Raw genomic sequence first — 22,426 nt, 5'->3', positions numbered from 1 at the left:
CAGCGAGCTCAGGAGTCTTTAGCCCCGGCGGCCTTGCGAGAGGACGCCGAGACGGCGCCCAGTTTGGCGATGATGGTGTCGACGACCGGATTTGCACGCGCGCTGCTCCATGCGACGGCCGTGGTCACGACATTCAAGCGCTCCTTGAGGGGCCGGAAGACGACGTTCTCCGGCGCCAGGCGCTTGAAGGACGAATGCACCAGCGCGATGCCCTGGCCGCATCCGACGAAGGCGACCTGGGACGAGATCGAGCGGACCTCGTGGATCACGCGCGGCGAGAAGCCGTTCGCCAGGCAGGCAGCGACGAGGCTGTCGAAGTAGACCGGGCTGACCTGGCGGGAGAACATCACGAAGGCTTCCTGCGCGAGCGAGGCCAGGCGAATCCTCGGCAACTGCGCCAGCGCATGCGATTTGGGCAGGGCCACCGACAGCCGTTCCTGGGTGAGGGGCACCGACGCGATGTCCCCGCCCAAGTCCCCATCCAGCCGGGCGAAAGCCAGGTCGATGTCCCCGCTCTCCAGAAGGGGGATGGCATCCACGCTGTCGATCTCGCGCACGGACACCGTGAGCGAGGGGAGGTCGGCCTTCAATTGCTCGAGGAGTGCAGGCAGGACATCCACCATTGCCGAGCTGATGGCGCCGATGGTGAGCAGGCCTGTCTGCCCCGCGGCCGCCTCCTGCACGGCCAGTTCCAGCCGCTGCAGCTGCTCGGCGAACTTGCGCACCGCCGGCAGGATGGCCGCGCCCATCGGCGTGAGCTGGGCTCCTCGCCGTGAGCGCTCAAAGAGGCGCATCTTCAGCGACTGTTCGAGAACCTGGATCTGCTCGGTCAGAGGCGGTTGCGACATGCCCAGGCGCTTGGCGGCGCGGCTGAAGTTCTTCTCCTCGGCCACGATCAGGAACAGCCAGAGATGGCGGATGAGGCGGAAGTTGATCATGGCTGGGTCATAGGGTGATCGTATGGATGGGTTCCGAGATTCGGAATTTACAGATGAATTGCATCGGACGAAAGTGGAGCTCCGATTGCTTCACACCGCTATTTCATGACGCCTCCCTGCCTGCTTGTTCGCTTGGCCGCGCTGGACACGAACACTGTCTCCGACGCGCTCGATTTCCTTCAACTGCCCGGCGCCACCTATGGACTGCGTCCGCTGTGGGCCTGTCCCAAGATCGTGGGCCGCGCCAGCACCATCCAGCTCGGCCCGAAGACCGACGCCAAGCCCACCGTGCACTTGATCTCCCCCGTCATCGCGGAGGTCACGAGCAACGAACGGGTGCTGGTCATCGCCGGCGGCGTCGACGGGATCTCCTGCTGGGGTGACATCCTGGCGAACGCCGCCGTGGCGCGGAACATCCGCGGCTCGGTGATCGACGGCCTGAGCCGCGACATCGAAGGCAGCGAATCCATCGGCTATCCCGTCTATGGCCGTGGCGTGACCATGATCAGTGCGCGCAACCGGGTTGTGCAGGTCGATTCCGGCAAGCCGGTGCAGATGGCCGGCGTCACGGTGAATCAGGACGACTACGTGATCGCGGATCGCTGCGGCACCGTGTTCGTGCCGGCGGCGCGCATCAAGGAAGTCCTCGACCTGGGCGAGCGCATCTCGCGCCGCCAGGACGCCATGGTGCAGGCGGTACGCGCCGGCCGCTCGGTCGCCGAAGTTATGCACGACAAGGAATTCGAAGCCATCAACCAAGGAGCCGGCAAATGAACGCACAAGACAAGGAACTCGTCAGTCTCTTCGAGGGATTGGATACCCCAGGCGTCTCGGACGCGATGGACAAGCTGGGCTTGCCGGGCCAGTGCCTGGGCATTGCGCCGCTGGACAACTACAAGCAGGTCGTCATCGGACCCGCCTTCACCGTCAAGTACGTCCCGGCCGCCACGCCCGCCGGGACGGTCGGCGACTTCATCGACGACGTGGCCGAAGGCGACGTGATCGTGATCGACAACGACGGGCGCACCGATTGCACCGTGTGGGGCGACATCATGACCCAGTACGCCGGCATTCGAAAGATCGGCGCCACCGTGATCGACGGCGTGTGCCGCGACGTTTCCAAGGCGCTGGGCGACGGCTATCCGCTGTTCACCAGGGGGCGCTTCATGCGCACGGGCAAGGACCGGGTCGAGGTCGAGTCGGTCAATACGCCGGTATCGATCGGCACGGCCCGGGTCGTGGCGCGCGACATCGTCGTGGCCGATGCGAACGGCGTGGTGGTCGTGCCTCGCGGCCGCGCGCGCGAGGTGGCCGAGCTGGCACGCAAGATCGAAGGGGTGGAAGCCGAGATTCGCGCGCAGATCGCGCAGGGGAAGACCCTCGGCCAGGCGCGCCAGGCGCTGGGCTACCACACGCTGCAGAGGAAGGGCTGATGAGCGCCGCTGCATCCGGCTCGCGGCGCCTGAACACCCACCTCGAGAGCGCGCAGCCTTCCGCCACCTACCGCGTGATGGATCGCGTGGCGGCGCGCCGCGCGGCCGGTGCCAGTGTGATCTCGCTGTCCGCAGGCGAGCCGGATTTCGACACGCCCGAACACCTGCGCGAAGCGGGCATCGCCGCGATCCGCGCCGGCCACACGCGCTACACGCAGGTCGCAGGCCTGCGCTCCTTGCGCGAAGCCATTGCGACGAAGTTCCGGCGCGAGAACGGCCTGGACGTGGGGTGGCAGGACACGCTGGCGTGCAGCGGCGGCAAGCAGGTGATCTACAACGCCCTGGCCGCGACCCTCAACGTAGGCGACGAGGTCATCGTGCCTGCGCCTTACTGGGTGAGCTATCCGGAGATGGTCCAGCTCTGCGGCGCGAAGGCAGTCATTGTCCCTTGCGGCAGCGAGACGGGGTTCAAGCTCACGCCGCAGAAGCTCGCGGACGCGATCACGCCGCGGACGCGGTGGGTGATCCTGAATTCACCTTCCAACCCGACCGGTGCGGTCTACACCCGGTTGGAACTGCTGGCACTGGCCACCGTGCTGCTGGCCTGTCCTCATGTGCTGGTGCTGTCGGACGACATCTACGAGCACCTGATCTTCGACGGCGCCGCTTTCCACACCATCGCGCAAGTCGAGCCTCGGCTGCGCGAGCGCACCCTGACGATGAACGGGGTGTCCAAGGCCTATGCGATGACGGGCTGGCGCATCGGCTTCGGCGCGGGCCCGAGATGGCTGCTCGATGCCATGGAGAAGCTCCAGGGCCAGCAGACCTCGGGAGCGTGCAGCATCTCACAGCATGCGGCGGTGGCCGCCCTGACCGGGCCCCGGGACTTCATCGACAGCAGCCGCGCGGTGTTCCAGAAACGGCGCGACATGATGGTGAGGCTGCTGAACGACACGCCAGGCCTCGGCTGTGAAGTGCCCGCAGGCGCCTTCTACGCCTTCGCTTCATGCGAGGGCCTGATCGGCAAGACAACGCCTGCAGGCACGGTGCTGCACACGGACGAGGACGTTGCGATGGCCCTGCTGGATGGGGCCGGCGTGGCCGTCGTCCATGGCAGTGCGTTCGGCCTGGGGCCGTACATCCGCATTGCCTATGCCCTGGATGACGCGTCGCTGCGAAAGGCGTGCGAGGCCATACAAGGTTTTTGCCGATCGCTGCTGGAGAAGCGCTCCAGTGCCAATGTTGAGTGACCACCATGAGCCAGAAAACAAGTCAGCAACTTCTCGATACCTTGCGTCAACTCGGCGCAGCGACCGTTTACGAGGCCCAAGGGGCCAAAGGCGCCCTCGACAGCGGCATGAAGCCGATCGATCCGACTGTGCGCCTGGCCGGCCCGGCCTTCACCGTCGATTGCCGACCGGCAGACAACCTGATGCTGCACTACGCGGTGCAAAAGGCACAACCAGGCGACGTGCTCGTGGTCGACGCCAAGGGCTTCATGGAAGCGGGGCCCTGGGGCGATGTCCTGACCATCCAGGCGATGAAGGTCGGCATCGCCGGCCTGGTCATCAACGGCTGCGTGCGCGATGCCAATCTCATCATCGAGCTCGGCTTTCCCGTGTTCTGCCGCGGGCTGTCGATCAAGGGCACTGCCAAGAATCAGCCCGGCAGAGTCAACGTGCCCGTCAGCATCGGCGACGTGATGATCCACCCCGGAGACATCATCGTCGGCGACCGCGACGGCCTCGCGGTGGTGCCGCAGGGCGAGGTGGAGTCGACCACCGCGGCCAGTCTGGCGCGCGAAGAGAAGGAAGCGACGCAGCGCGAGGCCATCGCGCAAGGGCGCTTCACCTCGGACCTGCTCGGCCTCACGGACACACTGCGCCGACTCGGGCTGACTTGAGCGCGCTCGACGCGAGTACAGTGACCGGCGTGACGCTGGACTGACGTATGCTTCCCGATCCGAACGATGCCGTGCTCGATGCCGAAGCCTTACTTCGGCTGGCGAGCGAGCACGTGTCGAACAAGGGCTGCGCGCGTTGCGCTGCACTTCGCTGCCCTGGCTGGGAGGCTCTCTCGGCAACCGCGGATGAAAGCAGTCTGCGTCGGGTCGGTTCTCTTCGCCCGCCTGGCGACCAGGAGCCCACGCTGGACGAGTACCACCCGAACGGCACCAGCTACTGGTCGCCCCAGGCGCCGATCGCGCCCGCTTTTCATCCTTACAACCGCTGCGAGCTCTGGGCCTGCGTCGGGTGCGGCCGGCCCTTCCTGCGCTACACCGAGTACGGCGGCTACTACGTGGAGCCTCGCATCCGGGAGCTGCGGATGGAGCTCATCGCTTCTGTCTGATCGGACGACACCGGCCCGGCAGCTCATCAGCCACATGAGGACGCGCGGCGGGACTGGTCTGCAGAGCGACGAATCGACAGAGGCGTCGGGCGTCAGGCGCCGAGCCAGTGGCCCTCCAGCCATGTGCCGGAGTCGATCGCGCGCCGCGCTTCCCTGACCAGCAGGTCCACCGCACAGCGCACATGCCGTCCCGTCGCACGGTCGGCGGGAAGGGCGAGCACGATGGTGCGGGCGATCGGCGGATCGGCCAGGGGCGCACCCGACAGCTTGCCGCTGCGGAGGTCCTCGGCCACCGCGATCGGCGGAAGGATGGTCAGGCCGTGGCCGCCGAGGACCAGGCTGCGCTGCACGCTCAGTGCGTTGGTCTCTGCGCAGATGTCCAGCGTGACATTGGCGACCGCGCACGCATGCTCCACCAGTGCCCGGATTCCATGCGGCGCGCTGGGAAGCACCACCTTCATTCCAGCCAGCTTGGCCAGGGACACCGGTTTGTTCTTGCGCAGCTTGGCTTCCTTCGGGCCGATCACCCACAGGGACTCTTCGATCAGCGGCGTCGTTTGGACTTCGGCCGAGCGTGCGGCGCCGTACAGCAGGGCCGCATCCACCTCGCCGGATTCGAGCCAACGCAGGAGCGTGCCTGCGTAACCCATCGCGATGCGGACGCGGACGCCCGGGTATTCGGCTGCCATGGCCGCGACGAGCGGACTGGACAGCATGTCGATGGTGCTGGGCAAGAGGCCCAGGGTGACCAGGCCGCTCACGCCGTTGCCGCTGCCTCCGATCTCCGCGCGGGCACGCTCGAGTTCCAGCATCGCCCGGCGCGCATAGCCCACCAGCGACTGGCCGGCCGGCGTCAGCGCCATGCCGTGCCGGCCACGGTCGAAAAGGGGCGTTCCGATGTCTTCCTCGAGAAGCCGCAGTTGGCGCGAGACCGCGGGTTGCACGAGATGCAGGACGTCGGCGGCCCGCGTGACGTTGCCGGTCTCTGCCACGGTGAGAAAGGCGCGCAGCTGCTTGAAGTCCATGGATGAATCTCGAATTGCAAATCGTGATGATGGAATGCCGAAATTCTATTTCTCAGCAGGATAGATCAAAAACTATGATTCCTGCACCCCGGTACTACCCAAGGCTCCACACGGCTATGAATCACACACCCGCACCGGCCCCTGCGTGGCAGGAGGCCATCTTCAAGGTTCTCAAGGAGAGCGGCGTGCGCCAGATTGCGTACGTGCCCGACGCGGGTCACTCGCATGTGATCCGCAGCGCCATTGCCGATCCCGACATCGAGGATGTCGTGTTGACGACCGAGGAAGAGGGCGTGGCCGTGGTGAGCGGCGCCTGGCTGGGCGGCCAGCGCGCGGTGCTGCTCATGCAAAGCAGCGGCGTCGGCAACTGCGTGAACATGTTCTCGCTGCTGCAGGCGGCCGACTTCCCGTTCTTCACGCTCGTCACCATGCGCGGCGAGTACGCCGAGTTCAACCCGTGGCAAGGCCCCATGGGCAAGGCCACGCAGGCGGCGCTGGAGCTGATGGGCATCCATGTGCTGCGGGTGTCGGATCCGGAAGAAGCGGGAGAGATCGTCAGCGCGGGCTTCGACGCCGCCTTCGAGGCGGGCGAGAAGGTGGCCGTGCTGCTGGGCCAGAACCTCATCGGTCGCAAGAAGTGGGAGCGCAAGCAATGAACCAGATCGCATCGAGGCCGCGCGCCGATCGCCGCGAGTTCGTCGCCAAGCTGCTGTCGCAAGTGCCCGAGGCGCTGGTGGTGACGGGTCTGGGCTCCGCTGCTTACGACGTGTTCGCCGCCGGCGATCGTGACGAGAACTACTACCTGTGGGGTGCCATGGGCGGTTCGACCTCGCTCGCCCTGGGCCTGGCGCTGGCGCAGCCGCAGAGGTCGGTGGTGGTGATCACCGGCGACGGCGAGCAACTGATGGGCATCGGCAGCCTGGCGACCATCGCGACCAAGCAGCCCAGGAACCTCAGCATCGTCGTGCTGGACAACGGCCACTTCGGCGAGACCGGCATGCAGCGCAGCCACTCCAGCCTGGGCACGGATCTCGTTGCCGTGGCCAAGGGCTTCGGCATTGCCGATGCCTTCACGACCGACAGCCTGGAAGGTTGCGGCGAGGTCTCGCGGCGCATTCTGGCCCGTGACGGCGTGTCGTTCGCGCAGGTCTTCATCGAAGCCGATGAGCCGCCACGCGCACTGCCGCCGCGCGACGGACCGTTCATCAAGAACAGGTTCCGCGCCGCACTCGGGCTCAAGCCGTTCTGACAGCGGGCCCCAGCCCCTGCAACGAGAAGAGACGGTATGAAACGCTACCTGCTGCGCATCGGCGGCCAAGCCTGCGAACACCGCGGCGGCCAGTGGTTCGACACACAGAACCCTTACACCGGCGAAAGCTGGGCGCAGATTCCGCGCGGTGATGCGAGCGACGTGGATGCCGCCGTCCAGGCCGCCCACCAGGCGCTGACGCAAGGTCCCTGGGCCGAACTGACGGCAACCCAGCGCGGCGCCCTGATGCGCAAGCTCGCCGACCTGATCGCTCGCGATGCCGTCAAGCTCGCCACGACCGAGGTTCGCGACAACGGCAAGCTGCTGGCCGAGATGCAGGGGCAGCTCAACTACATCCCGCAGTGGTTCCATTACTACGGCGGTCTGGCCGACAAGGTGCAGGGCAGCACGCTGCCGCTCGACAAGAAAGGGTACTTCGCCTTCACCCGCCACGAGCCGGTCGGCGTGGTGGCGGCCATCACCCCCTGGAATTCGCCGCTGATGCTGCTGAGCTGGAAGATCGCTCCCGCCTTGGCCGCCGGCTGCACCGTGGTGGTCAAGCCCTCGGAGTTCACTTCGGCCTCCACGCTGGAGCTGGCGGAGCTGTTCGAGGAGGCGGGCTTTCCGGCGGGCGTGTTCAACGTGGTTACGGGTTTCGGTGCCGAGGTGGGCACGCCTCTTGTCGAGCACCCGCTGGTGAGCAAGATCAGTTTCACCGGCTCGGACAGCACGGGTCGCCTGATCAACGAGAAGGCGGGCCGCCACCTCAAGCACGCGGCGATGGAGTTGGGCGGAAAGTCGCCCAACGTGGTGTTCGAGGATGCGGACCTGGAACAGGCTGCCTTTGGCGCCATCTCGGGCATCTTTGCTGCGACGGGCCAGACCTGCATTGCGGGTTCCCGCCTGCTGGTGCAGGACAGCATCCACGACGCTTTCGTAGAGCGCCTGCTCGCGGTGGCACGCACGGCCCGCATGGGCGATCCGATGAGCCCGGACACCCAGGTGGGCCCGGTGACCACGCCGCCGCAGTACCGGAAGGTGCTGGAGTACATCGACATTGCCCGCAGCGAAGGCGCGACAGCCGTGCTGGGCGGCGAGAAGGGGAGCGCACCCGAGTGCGGCAAGGGCTGGTTCGTGCAGCCGACGATCTTCACCGGCGTGCGCAACGACATGCGCATTGCACAGGAGGAGGTGTTCGGCCCGGTGCTGTCGATCATTCGCTTCAAGGACGAAGCCGACGCGCTGCGCATCGCCAACGACGTGCGCTTCGGCCTGGCGGCAGCCGTCTGGACGAAGGACATCGGCCGCGCCATCCGCATGTCCGAGAAGCTGCAGGCTGGCACCGTGTGGGTCAACACCTACCGCGCCGTGAGCTTCATGGCGCCGTTCGGCGGCTACAAGGATTCCGGGCTGGGCCGCGAGAACGGCATCGATGCGATCCGCGAGTACCTGCAGACCAAATGCGTGTGGATCAACAGCGGCGCGGTCGCGGGCAACCCGTTCGTGATGCGCTGACACATTCGAATCAATAAGCGGAGACAAGAGCATGAGTCCATCGACGCTGTCACGGCGCGAGCTGATGAAGTGGGGTGTTGCCGCCACGCTGGGCACGCCCCTGCCGCACGCCTTCGCGCAGTCGGTTTTGCCGAAGGGACCGATCGCGCTGGTGGTTCCCTTTTCGGCCGGGGGTGCCACGGATGTCGTTTCCCGCCTGGTGGCGCAAAAGCTGTCGGAGCGCATCGCGCACAGCGTGGTCGTGGAGAACGTCGCCGGCGGTGGGGGCGCCATCGGCGCCGCCAAGGTGGCGAAGGCCGCCGCCGATGGCAGCATGCTGCTGATGGGCACGGTCGCGACACACGCGATCAATCCGCTTTCGACACCGCCGTCCCCCTACGATGCCCAGCGCGACTTCACGTCCATCTCGCTCGTCGCGACCGTCCCCAACGTCCTGCTGGTCAGCTCCTCCGTCAAGGCACAGAACGTGCGGGAGCTCATTGCCCTGATCAAGGCACAGCCGGGCAAGTTCAACTACGGCTCGTCGGGCGTGGGCACACCCCCGCACCTGTCAGGGGAGTTGTTCAAGTCCATGGCCGGCGTGGACATCGGTCACGTTCCCTACAAGGGCGGCGGGCCGGCCATGACCGACCTGGTCGGTGGCCACATTCCCATCTTGTTCGACGTCCTGACTGGGGCGGCATCGCACATCCGGGCCGGCTCGGCGCGTGCGCTGGCGGTGACCACCAGCAAGCGCTCGCCGTCCTTTCCGGACGTCCCGACCCTCGCCGAAGCGGGTCTTGCCGGCTATGAAACCTACACCTGGAACGCCGTCTTCGGGCCCGCAAAGCTGCCGCGCCCTCTGGTCGAACTGTTGAGCCGAGAACTGCAGGCGGTGGTGGCGATGCAAGACGTACAGGCGAAGCTGAAGGACCTGAGTGCAGTGCCGGTGGGATCGACGCCCGAAGTGCTGGATGCGCTGGTCAAGTCCGAGCTCGACAAATGGGGCGCGGTCATCAAGTCCATCGGCGGTCTCAAGAGGGAGTGAGCCATGTGTGCCATCACGCTGGAGAGAGCATGATGCTCAAGACCGCCGCTTTGCTCGAGCGATTCGCCGAGGTTGTCGGCCCGGCACGTGTGTTGACTGATCCGGGCGACACGCAACCGTATCAGCAGGACTGGCGCGGCCGATACCAGGGCGCGGCGCTCGCAGTCCTGATGCCCGGCAGTACGAGCGAGGTGGCGGAGCTCGTGAGAGCCTGCGCGAGCCTGGAGGTGGCGATCGTTCCGCAAGGCGGCAACACCGGCCTGACCGGCGGTGCCGTTGCGGGCGCCGACCGACCGGCCGTGATCCTCAACCTGTCGCGGATGAACCGGATCCGGGACATCGATGCAACCAACAACTCGCTGACGGCCGAGGCCGGCTGCATCCTGGCCCATGTGCGGGAGGCCGCCGATGAGCGCCAGCGCCAGTTCCCGCTGCTGCTGGGCAGCGTCGGCAGCTGCGAGATTGGTGGCCTGGTGTCGACCAATGCCGGAGGCACCGGCGTTCTGCGCTACGGCAACATGCGCGAGCTGGTGATGGGCCTCGAGGTGGTCCTGCCCGATGGCCGCGTATGGGACGGCCTGCGGGCGCTGCGCAAGGACAACGCCGGTTACGACCTGAAGCAGTTGTTCATCGGTGCCGAGGGCACGCTGGGCGTGGTGACGGCCGCGGTGCTGAAGCTTTTTCCCCGTCTCAATGTCTCCGCGACTGCCATGGTGGCGCTGACTGGCGTGCAGCAGGCGGTCGACCTTCTGCGCTTCATGCAGGAGCAAGTGGGCAACCGGATCGAGGCCTTCGAGATCATGTCGCGCCGGCAGATCGAGTTGGTCTTGCAGCACGGCCATGGCCTTCAGTCGCCGATGGAACTGGACAGCCCGTGGTTCGTCCTGATGGAGATCGCGGACAGCTCGCCGCAGTGGGACGCCGTCGCCGAGTTGGAGAAGACGCTCGAGACCGCCTTCGAGCGCGACCTGGTGACCAACGCGGTGGTTGCCACCGACGTGGGGAAGGCCAACCGCATCTGGGAGCTGCGGCATAACATTTCCGAAGCCAACAAGCGCGCGGGCTTCACCGTCTCGAACGACACCGCGGTGCCGGTCTCGAAGCTCCCGCGCTTCATCGATCTCGTGACCGAGCGCATCGAGGAGCAGGTGCCGGGCGCCACGGTGTGCCACGCCGGCCACATCGGCGACGGCAACATCCACGTCATCGCGGTGCTCTCACGTTCGGTTTACGGCACGCCTGAGCAATGCGAAGCGGCGGCTGCGAGCGTCAACCTGATCGTGCACGCGGCGAGTGTGGAACTCGGGGGCAGCATCAGCGCTGAACATGGCATCGGCAGGATGCACGTGGAGCGCCTGGAGCGATTCAAGCCGGCCATCGACCTGCAGATGATGCGGATGGTGAAGTCAGCATTCGACCCGTCGAACCTGATGAATCCGGGGAAGATCCTCCGGGCCAATACCTTCGAAGCGTAAACCGGCAGCGTGATCGATGTGATCCGACAGAGCGCGGGAGCACGCCGCTTGGAACGATAGGTTTGACATATGGAAAGGTTCCAGCAAACGGAATTTACAGAGCGAAAGTAGGGCACGACAGTGTCGCGACTCGTGCGGCGCGATCAAGCGCTTCAGCCCATCGCAACACCAAGGAAAGACATGTCGACACACGATGAAATCGCAAAGGAGACCGTGACATTGCACGTGCAGGGCGTCGAGCTCGAAGTAGCCACGGTGCACCGAGCAGGCGAACTGGCACCGATCGTGTTCCTGCATGGATTCGGCTCGACCAAAGAGGACTACGTCGACATCGTCCGTCACCCGGCGTTCGCGGGACGTCCGTTCATCGCGTACGACGCTCCAGGCTGTGGAGCCACACGCTGCGGCGATCTATCGAAGGTTTCGATCCCTTTCCTCGTGGCAACCGCGAGGGCGGTGCTCGAGCGCTTCGGGATCAGCAGTTTCCACCTCGTCGGGCATTCGATGGGAGGTCTGACAGCGCTCATGCTGGCTCATGAACAGTCGCATCGTCTGTTGAGCTTTGTGGACATCGAGGGCAATGTGGCCCCCGAGGACTGCTTTCTGAGCCGGCAGGTGGTCGACTATCCAGCGGACACTGCGGATGCCTTCTTCGAAGACTTCATCGAGCGGACTTGGCGCTCGCCCTTCTATTCGAGTGCGCTCTATGCGTCGAGTCTGCGTCACAAGGTGCGGGTGGAGGCGGTGCGCGGCATCTTCACGTCCATGGTCGAGTTGTCGGACCATGGTGACCTGATGACGAAATTTCTTGTCCATGCCGTTCCCACGGATGTTCATGTATGGTGAGCAGAACGCGTCCCTGTCGTACCTGCCGCATCTGCGCGCCAATGGCGTCAAGCTGGCAGAGATCTCCCGCAGCGGACATTTCCCGATGTACTCGAACCCTGTCGAGATGTGGGAGCGATTAGCCGGCTTTCTCACACCAGCATCGGCTGGATGAGGCCTTGCTCGGTGCTCGGCACCGACCCATGCGCCAGCGCGGCGCAGCAGCGTATCGACGCAGGACAAGCTGGCCGTAGTGCTGGTCCCATGTCGCCCCTCAAGGAGCGGCGCCACGTTCATTTGCATTCATAGCTGTTGGCCACCGCGAGCGAGCCGCTGCCCGAATAGCTCGCCTTCTGCGGATACAAACACAAGGGCATGCCCACGCTGCCATCGGAGGAGGCCAAGTTGATCCGCGTTGGCGCAACACCGTTCTCGACCCAGTTTCGAAGCGCGGCGAACAACTCGTCGCGTCCTCCCGCGGGCTGCGGCAGCGGCACCCGCCGGGCCGCTAGGTTGGCGCCGGTCGCGGAATCGATGGACGCGCTGCTCGCGAAAGTGCTGTCGTGCGCCAGGCCGGGGATGAGGAAGAGACGATTGAACTTCTGCACCTCGGCGTTGCCGCCCATCGCGGCGGAGACGCGGGTGAAGTAGTTGATCGAACCCTGCGGCATGATCTTGTCGTCGGCCAGGCCGTGGTAGGACAGGATCTTGGTGCCGGCGTCGCGCGCCCCGGCCAGGTTCGGATCGTCGGTGTTGATGGAGCTGAACTGCGGCTGCAAGACGATGCCCTGCGCATAAGCATTCGCGAGGCCTGCATAGTCCAGCGCCTTCCACTTGCTCGTGCCGTTGCCACTCGCGTTGGTGAAGCTGGGTCCGGCATAGCTCGGATCCTGGAGTTCCAGCGCCACCTGGTCGGTCGCGATCGGGAACGGGTTGCTGCCGGCGAGCGACACGGCCAGGTTGGTGCCGCGCGTCAGGCCCCACCACAGGTGATCCGCGCTGCCGAGGGCCGTGCCGCTGCCGTTGTCGCCGGCCGGGTCCGGCGTACTGCCGCTCGCCGTCTGGCCGTACCAGATCTGGTTGATCACGCGGGCTTCCGCCAGACTCACGCAGGACGCGCTGGTGCTCGCGCCGGTCACGCCGTTGCCGGCGACGCCCGCGCACAACACATCGGCATCCTTGGTCGGGTCGTAGCGGCACTGCAGCGGGTCGAGCAGGAAGCCCAGGCCCAGGGTGTCGCAGGCCTTGACGGCCGCGCCGCTCGCGAAGTTCAGCTTCGCCGCGGCCATCGGCGCGCCGAGCTCGCGCTGCATCGCCACCTGCGGGTACAGCTCTGCGGTGATGAACTTGCTCCAGTTGAAAGCCGGCGCGCCGGCCAGGATGCCGTTGAAGTCCGCCGGGTACTTCTGCGCGATCTTGTAGCCCTGGCGTCCGCCGGTGGAGAACCCGTCCCAGTAGGCATAGGCCTGCGCCTCGCCGTAGTAGGCCTTCACCAGCGCCTTGGTCTTGACCGCCATCTCGTGCATGCTGCGCTCGGCGAAGTCCTGCCACAGCACGGTGTTGATGGTGCCGTCGGGGTTCATGGCGAAGGAGCCGTTGTTCAGCAGTGCGTGGCCATGGTCGGAGGCGCTGATCGCGTAGCCGGCGTTGAGCGCCGGGATGAACTGGGCGCGCGAGCCGATCTGCGTGGTGTCGGCATGGACGCCGCCGGCCCAGCCGCCGCTGCCGAAGGCGCGGACGATCCTGTTCCAGGCGCTCGGCTTGGGCAGCCAGACCTCGATGCCGATGCCGGTGGAGGTCGAGGGTGCGCCGGCGGGACCGGGGTTGCCGGGGCCCACCAGCAGCTTGACCAAGCAGGTGTCGATGCCGGCCACGGGCGGTGGGGGCGTGGCGGGCGTGCTGGCGAGCTTCAGGGCGTCGCCCGCCTTGAAGGCTTGGACCAGCGTGACGGTGGTGTTCGCGTCCGGCTTGAAGGCGGTCTTCATGCTGTCGTCGCAGCTCAGCGTCGCGGCTTGCTGCGGCGGAGCAGGGGGCGTGAAGCGGATGCCGCCGCCACCTCCGCCGCAGCCGGCGAGTGCGGCGAGCAGGCCGAGTGCGGCCCACGGCGCGGGGCGCTTCTTCGTGCGCGCGTCGTTCTTCATCGTGTTGTCTCCTTGTCGTGGGTCTGTCGGTTCAGTCGGCGAGCAGCCAGCGCAGCTCGGGCTCGAGCCGGCGCCATTCGATGCCGGACGCCATGTGCCCGTAGGGGCTGTCCAGCTCGAGATGGCGGTGCACGCCGCGCGTGCGCTGCAAGAGCAAGCGCACCTGTGGATCGGGCGGGAAGATCGCGTCGGTGGTGCAGACGACGAACAGCAGCCGGGCGCGGATCTCCGCCATGCGCGCGCGCACGTCGAAGCGCTCGGCCGCGCCGGCCAGCACCACCATGCTGTGCGGATCGAAACGCGCAGCCCATTCGCGGGCCGGCCGCTCGAGCGCGGCCTGGCGCTCCTTCGGATCGGGCATGCGGTCCTCGTAGAGCCGCTCCAGGCCATAGGAGCGCAGCGTCTGCAGGCGCATCTGGAGCAGGTCCTGGTACATGCCGCCGTGCTCGTAGTAGCGGCCGCCATGCCACTGCGGGCTTTCGGTGAACCGGGCGCGCACGGAAGCGGCGCTCAGGCCCGGCGGATGCGTCAGACCCGACATCAGCACGCCGATGGCGTCGACCATGTCGGGGTGGTCGAGCGCCCACTGCAGCGCCTGCCAGCCGCCATAGGAGGGCCCGACCACCGCCTTCAGGCGCCTGACGCCGAGCTGCGCGAGCAGGCGATGCTGGACGCCGACGATGTCGCCCAGTGTGATCGCGGGGAAATCGCCGCCCCATGGGCGGCCGGTCGCCGGGTCGATGCTGGCCGGTCCGGTGGTGCCGAAGGCGGAGCCCAGCATGTTCGAGCAGACGGTGAAGAAGCGCTCGGTGTCCAGCGGGCGCCCCGGAGCGAGCAGCGGCGCCCAGGACCCTTCCGCGGTCAGGTGGCCCGGCGACAGCATGGAGGGACCGCTGGTGTAGCCATGTGTCACCAGCACGGCGTTGCGGCCGTCGGGCGCCAGTGTGCCGTGCGTGACGTAGCCGACGTCCACGGTGGGCAGCACCCGGCCTGACTCCAGTTCGAAGGAGCCGATCGATAGCGTGTGGTTCATGTCAGTCGGGTCGGATGCCTGCGGTCTTGATGACGGCGGCCCACTTGTCGGTCTCGCTGCGCACGAAGGCGGCGTACTGGGACGGCGCGGAGCCGACCACCTGTGCGCCGATCGCCTCCTGCCTGGCTCGGAAGGGACCTTGCAAGACCGTCAGCGCCGCGGCGTGCAGGCGCTGTACCACCGCCTCGGGCGTGCCGCGCGGCGCGGAGAGGCCGGCCCATGCGGTCGCCTCGAAGCCGGGGAAGCCGGACTCGGCCACCGTCGGCACTTCGGCCAGCTGCGCGTTGCGCGCGCTGCCGCTGATCGCCAGCGCGACCAGCCGGCCGCTGCGCACATAGGGCATCACGGCGTCCTGGTTGAGGAACATCAGGTCGACCTGGCCCCCTAGCAGGTCATTGAGCGCCGGCGCACCGCCGCGGTAGGGAATGTGGACCAGGGAAACGCCCGCGCGCTGTTTCAGCATCTCCATCGCGAGGTGGCCGGACGAGCCGTTGCCCGCGCTCGCGTAGCTCAGCTTGCCGGGCTGCGCCTTGGCGAGCGACAGCAGCGCCTTCAGGGACCCGGCAACACCGGGCCGCGCCACCAGGACATTGGCGCCGGAGACCACCTGGGTGACGTGCACGAAGTCGCGATTGATGTCGAGGGCCTGCCGGGGCAACAAGGTCTGGTTCGTCGCGTTGCCGATCCAGGACAGCATGAGGGTGTGGCCGTCCGGCGCCGCGCGCGCCACGGCATCGGCGGCGATGGTGCCGCCCGCGCCCGGCTTGTTGTCGACGATGACGGACTGGCCGAGCACCTTCGCCATGTCCTCCGCCAGCATCCGCGCGACCGCGTCCGAGGGACCACCCGCCGGGGCAGCGACCACGAGCTGGATGGGACGCGTGGGGAAATCCGCGGCCTGCGCGTGCATCGACAGGCCGGCGCCGGCCATCAGGACCGCGCCGGCGACGAGGATTCCGCGGCGCCGGATGCCGCAAGAGGTCGTGCAGCTCACTCTGTCTCCTTTGTTCTGCAGGCGCATCTTGCAGAGTCCGGGCGGCGGCGCCCAATTAATAGTGGGTGGGAGGTATTAGACTGGGCGATACCTTGGAACAGTCCGCCTCCGTCCTCGTCAACCGGCTGCTCGCACGCGGAAAGTTCCGCCATGTGCAGGTGCTGCTGAAGCTCGCGGAGCTGGGCAGCGTGCAGCGCACGGCCGATGCGATCGGCACCACGCAGTCCTCGGTGACGCAGATGCTGGGCTACCTCGAGCAGCTGCTGGACATCCGGCTCTTCGACCGGCATGCCCGCGGGGTCCGGCCCACGCCGGCCTGCGCCGATCTGCTGCCGGTGGCGCGGCAGGTGTTGCTGGGGGTGACGGAAAGCGCCGAGATCGTCACCGCCCGGCGCAGCGCCGGCCGCGGCAGCGTCCGGCTCATTGCCTCCGCGGCAGCCGTCAACGGGCTGCTGGTGGAAGCGATCCCGCAATTCAACGAGCGCTGGCCGGACATCCGGGTGCATCTGCGCGAGGCCGAGAACGATGACCAGCTCCTGGCGATCACCAGAGGTGAGGTCGACCTTGTCGCCTGCCGCCAGCGCATGGTCAATCCCGAAGGGTGGCAGTTCCATCCTCTGGTGCAGGATCGCTTCGCCGTGGTGTGCTCGGTGAATCATCGCCTGGCCCATGCCAAGCGCGTGAGTTGGAAGAGCCTCGGCGGGGAGACTTGGCTGTTGGCGCCGGCAGGATCCGCGGCAAGGGAGCAATTCGACGCACTCGCGGAGCGCTTCTCCGGCACGCCGAAGACCCATCCGCTGGTCACGCGTTCGGACAGCATGATGGCGTGGCTCTTGCGGCAAGGCGATCTGCTCGCGTTGCTGCCGCTGAGCTTTGTGCGGCCTCATCTGCTTGCACGCGAACTCGCCGAGATCCGGGTCAGCAGCGACATCCCGATGGAACCCCTCGGCTTGTTGAAGCCGTCGGTCGGCGCGAGCGAGGCCAGCGCAAGCCTGTGCGACTTCCTGGCCCGATTGTTCGAAGTCACTCCAGAGATGCGCGAGCAGGTTGGAGCCAGTGGCCAACATCTGCGTCAACCGAAGTCTTCACGAGACTAAGTCTTTTTTGAGCTGAGGGTGCAGCGGCTGGACTCACCCGAATAACACATATGCGCGGTGCATCGATCGCGCGGTCTCGAGTTCGATCACACTGATCTCAGCCGTTGTCGATCAAGCACGTCGTGCAGCTAGGCGGCCAGGAGACATGCATGCAAGCGTACAACCGTCGCACCGTACTGGCCGCCTTGGGCTCTTGCGGCCTGCTCGCAGTCACGCCCCGGCCGGCTGCACAGACGGCATGGCCGAGCAAGCCCATCACACTCATCGTCCCGTTCGCCGCCGGCGTTTCGCCTGACGTGGTCGCGCGCCTGCTGGCGGACAGAATGGGGCAGGCGCTGGGGCAGCCGATCATCGTCGACAACCGCGCTGGTGCTTCCGGGATCATCGGTGCGGAACTCGCAGCAAAGGCGCCCGCGGACGGATACGCGCTATTCCTTGCCGTCGAATCCATCCTGGGCGTTCTGCCTCACATCTACGCCAAGCTGAGGTACGACCCGTTCAGAGATTTCGTGCCTGTGACCCAGGTTGCGTACGGTCCTTTCTACCTGGTCACCGCGCCCGATCAGCCGTTCACGACGCTGGCGGCGATGCTGGAGCGGGCGAAGGCACAGCCTGACTTCCTGACCTACGGCTCCCTCGGTGTGGGTTCGGGCGCGCACATGCGCATGGTGATGCTCAGCAGCATGACGGGTGTGAGCCTGTTGCACGTGCCGTACAAGAGCAGCCCGCTTCCGGATGTGATGAGCAGGAACATCGCCATGGCTTTCGAGCCGGCGACGACGGCCATTCCCCTGGTCAGGAGCGGAAAGCTGCGCGCACTCGCCGTCACGAGCGCTACGCGTCAGGCGGCGCTGCCGGACGTGCCCGCCGTCGCCGAGATCGTGCCCAACTTCGACAACGATGGCTGGATGGCATTGGTTGCGCCTGCAGGCACGCCACCCGCCGTCATCGACCGGCTGAATGCCGAAGCCGTGAAGGCGCTGAAGGCCCCTGAGGTGCGATCCCGCATTGCCGACCTCGGTCTGCAGGCCGTCGGCAGCACTGCCGGGCAGTGCTCGGCGCTCATCAAGTCGGAGTTCGACAAGTGGGGCAAGATTGCCCGGCAATACCAAATTCGTGCGGACTGAGAATGCCATGAGCCCGATAGGTGACGTACTGCGCCTGGATCCCCGCCTGGACGCGCTGGTGGACAGCGATGCGCAGGTCGAGAAGATCCTCAAGGATCAGGCCGCGTTCTTCGAAGGGCCGGTGTGGGTGCGAACGCCGAGCGGAGGACACCTGATCTTCACGGACATCGCCAGCGATGCCATCCTCGCACTGGACTGCCGCACGGGCCTGCGCATCATTGCCGACTCATTCTTCGATTCTTCGCCGGTATCCTGCGTTCGCGAGATCGACCTTGGTTCCCGGCGCGTGCAGCTCAAGGGGCCGGACGGCTTGGCGCTGGACCGGCAGGGGCGCATCCTCTATTGCGGTTACGGACCGCGGCACGTGGGCCGACTGGAGCCGGACGGCCGGCGGACCGTGTTGGCAGAGTCCTTCGAGGGCCGCCGGCTCAATACCCCCAATGATCTGGTCGTCAGGAGCGACGGCACGGTGTACTTCACCGACTCTTCTGCGGAAATGCGGGAACCCAAGGACGGCCGCTATCGTGGCGTTGCCACTTCCGCCGTGTACCGCATCGCGCAGGGAGGTTTGCAGATGCTGCACGGGGACTTCGACGCGGCCAACGGACTGGTGTTCTCTCCAGACGAGCGGTACCTCTACGTCAACGACACCCGCCGGAAGCTGATCTGGCGCTTCGACGCCGGGCGCGATGGTCCGCTGGGGCGCCGCGACCTGTTCGCCGACATGAATTCCGACGCTTCCCCCGGCGTGCCGGATGGAATGAAGGTGGACATGCACGGCAATGTCTATTGCACCGGGCCACGCGGCCTTTGGGTGATCGCTCCTGACGGAACTCATCTGGGGGTCATCCAGACACGCGAGCGACTGACCAATCTTGCCTTCGGCGGTGCCGAGGGCGACACGCTGTACATGACGGGGCCTTCCTACTTGTGGTGCATCCAGCTGAAGGTCAGAGGGGCCTCGCTGCCAAGCCGGTAGGCGGGCCTCGGCGCACCCAGCCAGCACCTTCCAACCAGGAGCAAATCATCAAACACCACATCCTCATCATCGGATCCACCGGGCTTGTCGGGGCCGCGGCCGTGGAACACTTCAGCAGGATCCAGGACTGGCAGGTGACGGCGGTCGCCCGCCGCACCTTGCCGTTTCCCGACTCCGTTCGACAGCTGCAGATCGACCTCACTGACAAGTCCGCCTGCGTGGAAGGCCTGAGTGCCGTGCGCGGGGTCACCCACGTCCTCTACACCGCGCTCTATGAAAAGCCGAACCTCGTCGCGAGCTGGAGGGACGAGGAGCAGATGGCAACCAATCTTTCGATGCTGAGGAACGTGCTCGATGTGCTCGATCGCGCGGCCCCCGAGCTGCGGCACATCACGCTGCTGCAAGGCGCCAAGGCCTACGGGCTGCACCTCGGGCCTACGCCGGTCCCATGCAAGGAGAGGGCGCCGCGGCATCCTCACAAGAACTTCTACTGGCTGCAGGAAGACCTGCTGCGCGAGCGCAAGGCTCATCGGGGGTGGACTTTCTCCATCCTTCGTCCTCAGCTCGTGCTCGGGACGGTGGCCGGCACGCCGATGAACATCGTGCTGGCCATCGGCGCCTTTGCCGCGATCCAGCGCGAGCTCGGCAGGCCTCTGTGCTTCCCGGGCGGCGCGTACGGTGTGTACGGCGCGAGCGATTCGCGCCTCATTGCCAAGGCCGCCGAATTCGTGGGTACGCACGAGATCTGCGGCGGGGAAACCTACAACATCGTCAACGGCGACGTGTTCGCCTGGAAGGACATCTGGCCGGGCATCGCGCGCCATTTCGGCATTGAGGCGGGCGAGCCTCGACCGCTCTGCCTTGCGGACGCGATGCCCCGGCACGAGGAGGTCTGGGAGCGGATCGTCACGCGACACGCCCTGAAGCAGACCTCGCTGGCCAAGCTGCTGGACAGATCCTGGCAGTTCGCGGACCGGGCCTTCGGCTACGGGTTCGAGTACCCGCCCCATTCCGTGCTGGACGGTCTGAAGCTCAGAAGCCATGGATTCAACGAGTTCCTCGATACGGAGGACGCCATCGCCTACTGGCTGCGCCGGCTGCAGGAAGAACAGGTCCTGCCGCATTGAAGCCCGCCTGCGGGCAAGAAGGAGACGCTAACCATGAGACCTCATTTCCGCATGAACCGGCGCTCGGCCATGATCGCGATCGGCGCCGCCGTGGTCGGCGCTCCAAAGGCGATCCGGGCCCAGAGTCCATGGCCGAGTCGACCGCTTCGCATCGTCGTTCCCTTCGCCGCCGGCAATTCGGTCGACGTGGTCGCGCGGCTTCTTGGAGACCAGCTCTCCGTCGCGCTGAAGCAGCCGGTGGTGATCGACAACCGGGTCGGGGCAGCGGGGATCATCGGCACGGACAACGTGGCAAAGAGTCCGGCCGACGGCTACTCGTTGTTGCTCGGGGTCGATGCGCTGATGGCAGTCATGCCCCACATCAACAGCAAGACGCCTTACGACCCTTTCAAGGACTTCCTGCCCGTCACGCAGCTCACGAGCGTGCCCTTCTACCTGATCACGCCGCCCACGCGGCCCTACGACTCGCTGCAGCAGCTGATCGCTGCAGCGAAAGACAAGCCGGGCTCCATCACTTATGCGTCCTACGGCATCGGGTCCGCCACGCACATTCGCATGGAGTACCTGAACAACCTGGCCGGCACCACCATGCGGCACATCCCTTACAGGACCTCACCGCTGCCGGAGATGATGGGCGGCCTCGTCGAGATCGGCTTCGAGGCAGCAACCACGACCATTCCGCTTGTTCGCTCGAGGAAGATGAAGGCACTGGCGACCACCAGCGTCAAGCGTTCCGCGGTACTGCCGGAGGTACCCACGGTGAGCGAGACCCTCGCGGGCTATGAGGCGGACGGCTGGCATGCGCTCTTCGTGCCAGCCGGCACGCCGGGCGAGATCGTGGCGAGGCTGAACGCGGAGGCCGTGCGGATCATGCACAGCACCGAAATGAAGGCCCGGCTTTCTGACCTCGGCCTGGAATGCATCGGCAGTGCCATGCAGGACTTCCGCCGCTTTCATCAATCCGAGTACCTCAAGTGGGGAAAGATCGCCAAGGAGAACGACATCCGCTTCGAGTGAGCTGCCCAGCCGAGCACGCAATCCTTCACCTTCTCCAGCATTCCCATGAACATCGTTTTCCTCGACCGCGCCACGATTTCGCCCCAGACCGTGCTCAGAAAGCCCGACTTTGCCCATCACCTGCAGATCCACGATCGGACCTCGCAGGACCAGCTCGCCGAGCGCCTGGCCGAGGCCGATATCGTGATCGTCAACAAGGTGAAACTGGACGCCCGATCGATCGCGGCCGCGCCGCGCCTGCGGTTGATCGCAGTGGCCGCGACCGGCACCGACAACATCGATCTGGTCGCTTGTGCCAGGCGCGGGATCGCCGTCGGCAACATCCGCAACTACGCGGTTCACACCGTTCCCGAGCACACCTTCGCACTGATCTTCGCCCTGCGTCGCAGCATCTGCGCCTACCGGGATGCCGTCCGCGCCGGCCGCTGGCAGGAGGCAGGGCAGTTCTGCTTCTTCGATCATCCGATCCGGGATCTCGCCGGATCGACGCTGGGCATCGTCGGTGACGGTGTGCTGGGCCAGGCGGTCGCGGCCGTGGGGCGGGCCTTGGGGATGGACGTCCTGTTCGCTGCCTACAAGGGGCGCGCGGACATGGGCCCGCTGTACACGCCCTTTGAGCAGGTGCTCGAACGCTCCGACGTCCTCACGCTGCATTGCCCACTGATGCCGAGCACGCGCAACATGATTGGTGCCGACGAGTTCCGGCGCATGACTCGCCAGCCCTTGCTGATCAACACGGCGCGCGGCGGGCTCGTCGACGAAAGCGCCGTCGGCTCCGCACTGGACGCCGGGCAGATCAGCGGCGCTGCCTTCGACGTCGTCAGCGTCGAGCCGCCTCCGCCCGACCATCCGTTCACGGCGTTGCTGGACCGGCCGAACTTCCTGCTGACTCCGCACGTGGCCTGGGCGAGCGACGAGGCGGTGCAGGGCCTTGCCGATCAGCTCATCGACAACATCGAGGCTTTTGCCAAAGGCACGCCGGTGAACCTCGTGCAGGCCGAGCAAGGGTCATAGCGGTGGCGACGCCGGGCTGGCTCGGCCTTTCCCAACCGGGCCCGGCGTGTCTCATGGCGAG

Annotated in this window: 21 protein-coding genes and 1 pseudogene; 17 read left to right on the top strand and 5 right to left on the bottom strand. The window is 66.4% G+C overall.

Annotated elements, in window-relative coordinates; translation table 11 throughout:
- Nucleotides 1–8 precede the first annotated feature (8 nt).
- Entirely contained in the window at nt 9–938 is a 930-nt protein-coding gene (locus ACSQ9A_RS16585) for a LysR family transcriptional regulator (RefSeq protein WP_436304423.1), read from the bottom strand.
- Between the two features lie 105 nt (nt 939–1,043).
- On the opposite strand from ACSQ9A_RS16585, the gene ACSQ9A_RS16580 reads away from it, so the two are divergent.
- The 5 genes from ACSQ9A_RS16580 to ACSQ9A_RS16560 are packed head-to-tail and all read left to right on the top strand — an operon-like array spanning nt 1,044 to nt 4,720.
- Nucleotides 1,044–1,712: an RraA family protein gene (locus tag ACSQ9A_RS16580; protein ID WP_436304422.1), complete on the top strand. Its 669-nt coding sequence runs from the start codon at nt 1,044–1,046 to the stop codon at nt 1,710–1,712.
- The gene (locus tag ACSQ9A_RS16575; RefSeq protein WP_436304421.1) at nt 1,709–2,371 is read left to right on the top strand and encodes an RraA family protein; all 663 of its coding nucleotides are present in this window, start codon (nt 1,709–1,711) and stop codon (nt 2,369–2,371) included. Before ACSQ9A_RS16580 ends, ACSQ9A_RS16575 begins: the two co-directional genes overlap by 4 nt.
- Nucleotides 2,371–3,621, top strand: a complete 1,251-nt coding sequence (locus ACSQ9A_RS16570) for a pyridoxal phosphate-dependent aminotransferase (RefSeq protein ID WP_436304420.1) — start codon at nt 2,371–2,373, stop codon at nt 3,619–3,621. The genes ACSQ9A_RS16575 and ACSQ9A_RS16570 overlap by 1 nt, the downstream gene beginning before the upstream one ends.
- Before the next feature lie 5 nt (nt 3,622–3,626).
- Complete coding sequence (locus ACSQ9A_RS16565) at nt 3,627–4,274, top strand: 4-carboxy-4-hydroxy-2-oxoadipate aldolase/oxaloacetate decarboxylase (protein WP_436304419.1); 648 nt, start codon at nt 3,627–3,629, stop codon at nt 4,272–4,274.
- A 47-nt stretch (nt 4,275–4,321) separates the two neighbouring features.
- Nucleotides 4,322–4,720: a hypothetical protein gene (locus tag ACSQ9A_RS16560; RefSeq protein WP_436304418.1), complete on the top strand. Its 399-nt coding sequence runs from the start codon at nt 4,322–4,324 to the stop codon at nt 4,718–4,720.
- A gap of 92 nt (nt 4,721–4,812) precedes the next feature.
- On the opposite strand, the gene ACSQ9A_RS16555 is transcribed toward ACSQ9A_RS16560, so the two are convergent.
- Nucleotides 4,813–5,745, bottom strand: a complete 933-nt coding sequence (locus ACSQ9A_RS16555) for a LysR family transcriptional regulator (RefSeq protein WP_436304417.1) — start codon at nt 5,743–5,745, stop codon at nt 4,813–4,815.
- 116 nt (nt 5,746–5,861) lie between these two features.
- On the opposite strand from ACSQ9A_RS16555, the gene ACSQ9A_RS16550 reads away from it, so the two are divergent.
- The 6 genes and pseudogenes from ACSQ9A_RS16550 (at nt 5,862) to ACSQ9A_RS16525 (ending at nt 12,011) form a co-directional block, all read left to right on the top strand.
- On the top strand, nt 5,862–6,401 hold the full coding sequence (locus ACSQ9A_RS16550) for a phosphonopyruvate decarboxylase (protein ID WP_436304416.1): 540 nt from the start codon (nt 5,862–5,864) through the stop codon (nt 6,399–6,401).
- Entirely contained in the window at nt 6,398–6,994 is a 597-nt protein-coding gene (locus ACSQ9A_RS16545) for a thiamine pyrophosphate-dependent enzyme (RefSeq protein ID WP_436304415.1), read from the top strand. Before ACSQ9A_RS16550 ends, ACSQ9A_RS16545 begins: the two co-directional genes overlap by 4 nt.
- A gap of 36 nt (nt 6,995–7,030) precedes the next feature.
- Nucleotides 7,031–8,509 carry an aldehyde dehydrogenase gene (locus ACSQ9A_RS16540; protein WP_436304414.1) on the top strand — a complete coding sequence of 493 codons (1,479 nt, stop codon included), beginning with the start codon at nt 7,031–7,033 and terminating at the stop codon, nt 8,507–8,509.
- A 31-nt stretch (nt 8,510–8,540) separates the two neighbouring features.
- Nucleotides 8,541–9,536 (top strand): Bug family tripartite tricarboxylate transporter substrate binding protein, encoded by a 996-nt coding sequence (locus ACSQ9A_RS16535; RefSeq protein ID WP_436304413.1) that lies wholly within the window; start codon nt 8,541–8,543, stop codon nt 9,534–9,536.
- A gap of 32 nt (nt 9,537–9,568) precedes the next feature.
- On the top strand, nt 9,569–11,011 hold the full coding sequence (locus ACSQ9A_RS16530; protein ID WP_436304412.1) for an FAD-binding oxidoreductase: 1,443 nt from the start codon (nt 9,569–9,571) through the stop codon (nt 11,009–11,011).
- Nucleotides 11,012–11,191: 180 nt separating this feature from the next.
- A pseudogene (locus ACSQ9A_RS16525) lies at nt 11,192–12,011 on the top strand (alpha/beta fold hydrolase).
- Between the two features lie 118 nt (nt 12,012–12,129).
- Here the strand turns inward: ACSQ9A_RS16525 and ACSQ9A_RS16520 are convergent.
- Genes ACSQ9A_RS16520 through ACSQ9A_RS16510 form a run of 3 tightly spaced genes read right to left on the bottom strand, consistent with a single transcriptional unit; the run spans nt 12,130 to nt 16,004 of the window.
- Nucleotides 12,130–13,977, bottom strand: coding sequence for a tannase/feruloyl esterase family alpha/beta hydrolase (locus tag ACSQ9A_RS16520; RefSeq protein WP_436304411.1), 1,848 nt, complete (start codon nt 13,975–13,977; stop codon nt 12,130–12,132).
- A gap of 31 nt (nt 13,978–14,008) precedes the next feature.
- Entirely contained in the window at nt 14,009–15,010 is a 1,002-nt protein-coding gene (locus tag ACSQ9A_RS16515; protein WP_436304410.1) for an alpha/beta fold hydrolase, read from the bottom strand.
- Between the two features lies 1 nt (nt 15,011).
- Nucleotides 15,012–16,004: a Bug family tripartite tricarboxylate transporter substrate binding protein gene (locus ACSQ9A_RS16510; RefSeq protein ID WP_436304409.1), complete on the bottom strand. Its 993-nt coding sequence runs from the start codon at nt 16,002–16,004 to the stop codon at nt 15,012–15,014.
- A 92-nt stretch (nt 16,005–16,096) separates the two neighbouring features.
- Between ACSQ9A_RS16510 and ACSQ9A_RS16505 the strand changes: the two genes are divergently transcribed.
- The 6 genes from ACSQ9A_RS16505 (at nt 16,097) to ACSQ9A_RS16480 (ending at nt 22,365) form a co-directional block, all read left to right on the top strand.
- Complete coding sequence (locus ACSQ9A_RS16505) at nt 16,097–17,101, top strand: LysR family transcriptional regulator (RefSeq protein ID WP_436304408.1); 1,005 nt, start codon at nt 16,097–16,099, stop codon at nt 17,099–17,101.
- 149 nt (nt 17,102–17,250) lie between these two features.
- Complete coding sequence (locus tag ACSQ9A_RS16500; RefSeq protein WP_436304407.1) at nt 17,251–18,228, top strand: Bug family tripartite tricarboxylate transporter substrate binding protein; 978 nt, start codon at nt 17,251–17,253, stop codon at nt 18,226–18,228.
- The gene (locus ACSQ9A_RS16495; protein WP_436304406.1) at nt 18,197–19,207 is read left to right on the top strand and encodes an SMP-30/gluconolactonase/LRE family protein; all 1,011 of its coding nucleotides are present in this window, start codon (nt 18,197–18,199) and stop codon (nt 19,205–19,207) included. Before ACSQ9A_RS16500 ends, ACSQ9A_RS16495 begins: the two co-directional genes overlap by 32 nt.
- A complete protein-coding gene (locus tag ACSQ9A_RS16490; protein ID WP_436304405.1) occupies nt 19,159–20,334 on the top strand; it encodes an SDR family oxidoreductase in 1,176 nt (391 codons plus the stop codon). Before ACSQ9A_RS16495 ends, ACSQ9A_RS16490 begins: the two co-directional genes overlap by 49 nt.
- Nucleotides 20,335–20,367: 33 nt before the next feature.
- The gene (locus tag ACSQ9A_RS16485) at nt 20,368–21,351 is read left to right on the top strand and encodes a Bug family tripartite tricarboxylate transporter substrate binding protein (RefSeq protein WP_436304404.1); all 984 of its coding nucleotides are present in this window, start codon (nt 20,368–20,370) and stop codon (nt 21,349–21,351) included.
- Between the two features lie 45 nt (nt 21,352–21,396).
- The gene (locus ACSQ9A_RS16480; RefSeq protein ID WP_436304403.1) at nt 21,397–22,365 is read left to right on the top strand and encodes a D-2-hydroxyacid dehydrogenase; all 969 of its coding nucleotides are present in this window, start codon (nt 21,397–21,399) and stop codon (nt 22,363–22,365) included.
- Nucleotides 22,366–22,426 lie beyond the last annotated feature (61 nt).

The sequence above is a fragment of the Variovorax sp. LjRoot290 genome (assembly GCF_964253985.1).
Classification (GTDB): domain Bacteria; phylum Pseudomonadota; class Gammaproteobacteria; order Burkholderiales; family Burkholderiaceae_C; genus Variovorax.
This window is presented reverse-complemented; position numbering and strand designations above follow the sequence as displayed.

What these genes read in the sequence shown, in the direction of transcription:
- ACSQ9A_RS16585 (WP_436304423.1), bottom strand. Translation starts at nt 938, where the DNA reads ATGATCAACTTCCGCCTCATCCGCCATCTCTGGCTGTTCCTGATCGTG.
- ACSQ9A_RS16580 (WP_436304422.1), top strand. Translation starts at nt 1,044, where the DNA reads ATGACGCCTCCCTGCCTGCTTGTTCGCTTGGCCGCGCTGGACACGAAC.
- ACSQ9A_RS16575 (WP_436304421.1), top strand. Translation starts at nt 1,709, where the DNA reads ATGAACGCACAAGACAAGGAACTCGTCAGTCTCTTCGAGGGATTGGAT.
- ACSQ9A_RS16570 (WP_436304420.1), top strand. Translation starts at nt 2,371, where the DNA reads ATGAGCGCCGCTGCATCCGGCTCGCGGCGCCTGAACACCCACCTCGAG.
- ACSQ9A_RS16565 (WP_436304419.1), top strand. Translation starts at nt 3,627, where the DNA reads ATGAGCCAGAAAACAAGTCAGCAACTTCTCGATACCTTGCGTCAACTC.
- ACSQ9A_RS16560 (WP_436304418.1), top strand. Translation starts at nt 4,322, where the DNA reads ATGCTTCCCGATCCGAACGATGCCGTGCTCGATGCCGAAGCCTTACTT.
- ACSQ9A_RS16555 (WP_436304417.1), bottom strand. Translation starts at nt 5,745, where the DNA reads ATGGACTTCAAGCAGCTGCGCGCCTTTCTCACCGTGGCAGAGACCGGC.
- ACSQ9A_RS16550 (WP_436304416.1), top strand. Translation starts at nt 5,862, where the DNA reads ATGAATCACACACCCGCACCGGCCCCTGCGTGGCAGGAGGCCATCTTC.
- ACSQ9A_RS16545 (WP_436304415.1), top strand. Translation starts at nt 6,398, where the DNA reads ATGAACCAGATCGCATCGAGGCCGCGCGCCGATCGCCGCGAGTTCGTC.
- ACSQ9A_RS16540 (WP_436304414.1), top strand. Translation starts at nt 7,031, where the DNA reads ATGAAACGCTACCTGCTGCGCATCGGCGGCCAAGCCTGCGAACACCGC.
- ACSQ9A_RS16535 (WP_436304413.1), top strand. Translation starts at nt 8,541, where the DNA reads ATGAGTCCATCGACGCTGTCACGGCGCGAGCTGATGAAGTGGGGTGTT.
- ACSQ9A_RS16530 (WP_436304412.1), top strand. Translation starts at nt 9,569, where the DNA reads ATGCTCAAGACCGCCGCTTTGCTCGAGCGATTCGCCGAGGTTGTCGGC.
- ACSQ9A_RS16520 (WP_436304411.1), bottom strand. Translation starts at nt 13,977, where the DNA reads ATGAAGAACGACGCGCGCACGAAGAAGCGCCCCGCGCCGTGGGCCGCA.
- ACSQ9A_RS16515 (WP_436304410.1), bottom strand. Translation starts at nt 15,010, where the DNA reads ATGAACCACACGCTATCGATCGGCTCCTTCGAACTGGAGTCAGGCCGG.
- ACSQ9A_RS16500 (WP_436304407.1), top strand. Translation starts at nt 17,251, where the DNA reads ATGCAAGCGTACAACCGTCGCACCGTACTGGCCGCCTTGGGCTCTTGC.
- ACSQ9A_RS16485 (WP_436304404.1), top strand. Translation starts at nt 20,368, where the DNA reads ATGAGACCTCATTTCCGCATGAACCGGCGCTCGGCCATGATCGCGATC.
- ACSQ9A_RS16480 (WP_436304403.1), top strand. Translation starts at nt 21,397, where the DNA reads ATGAACATCGTTTTCCTCGACCGCGCCACGATTTCGCCCCAGACCGTG.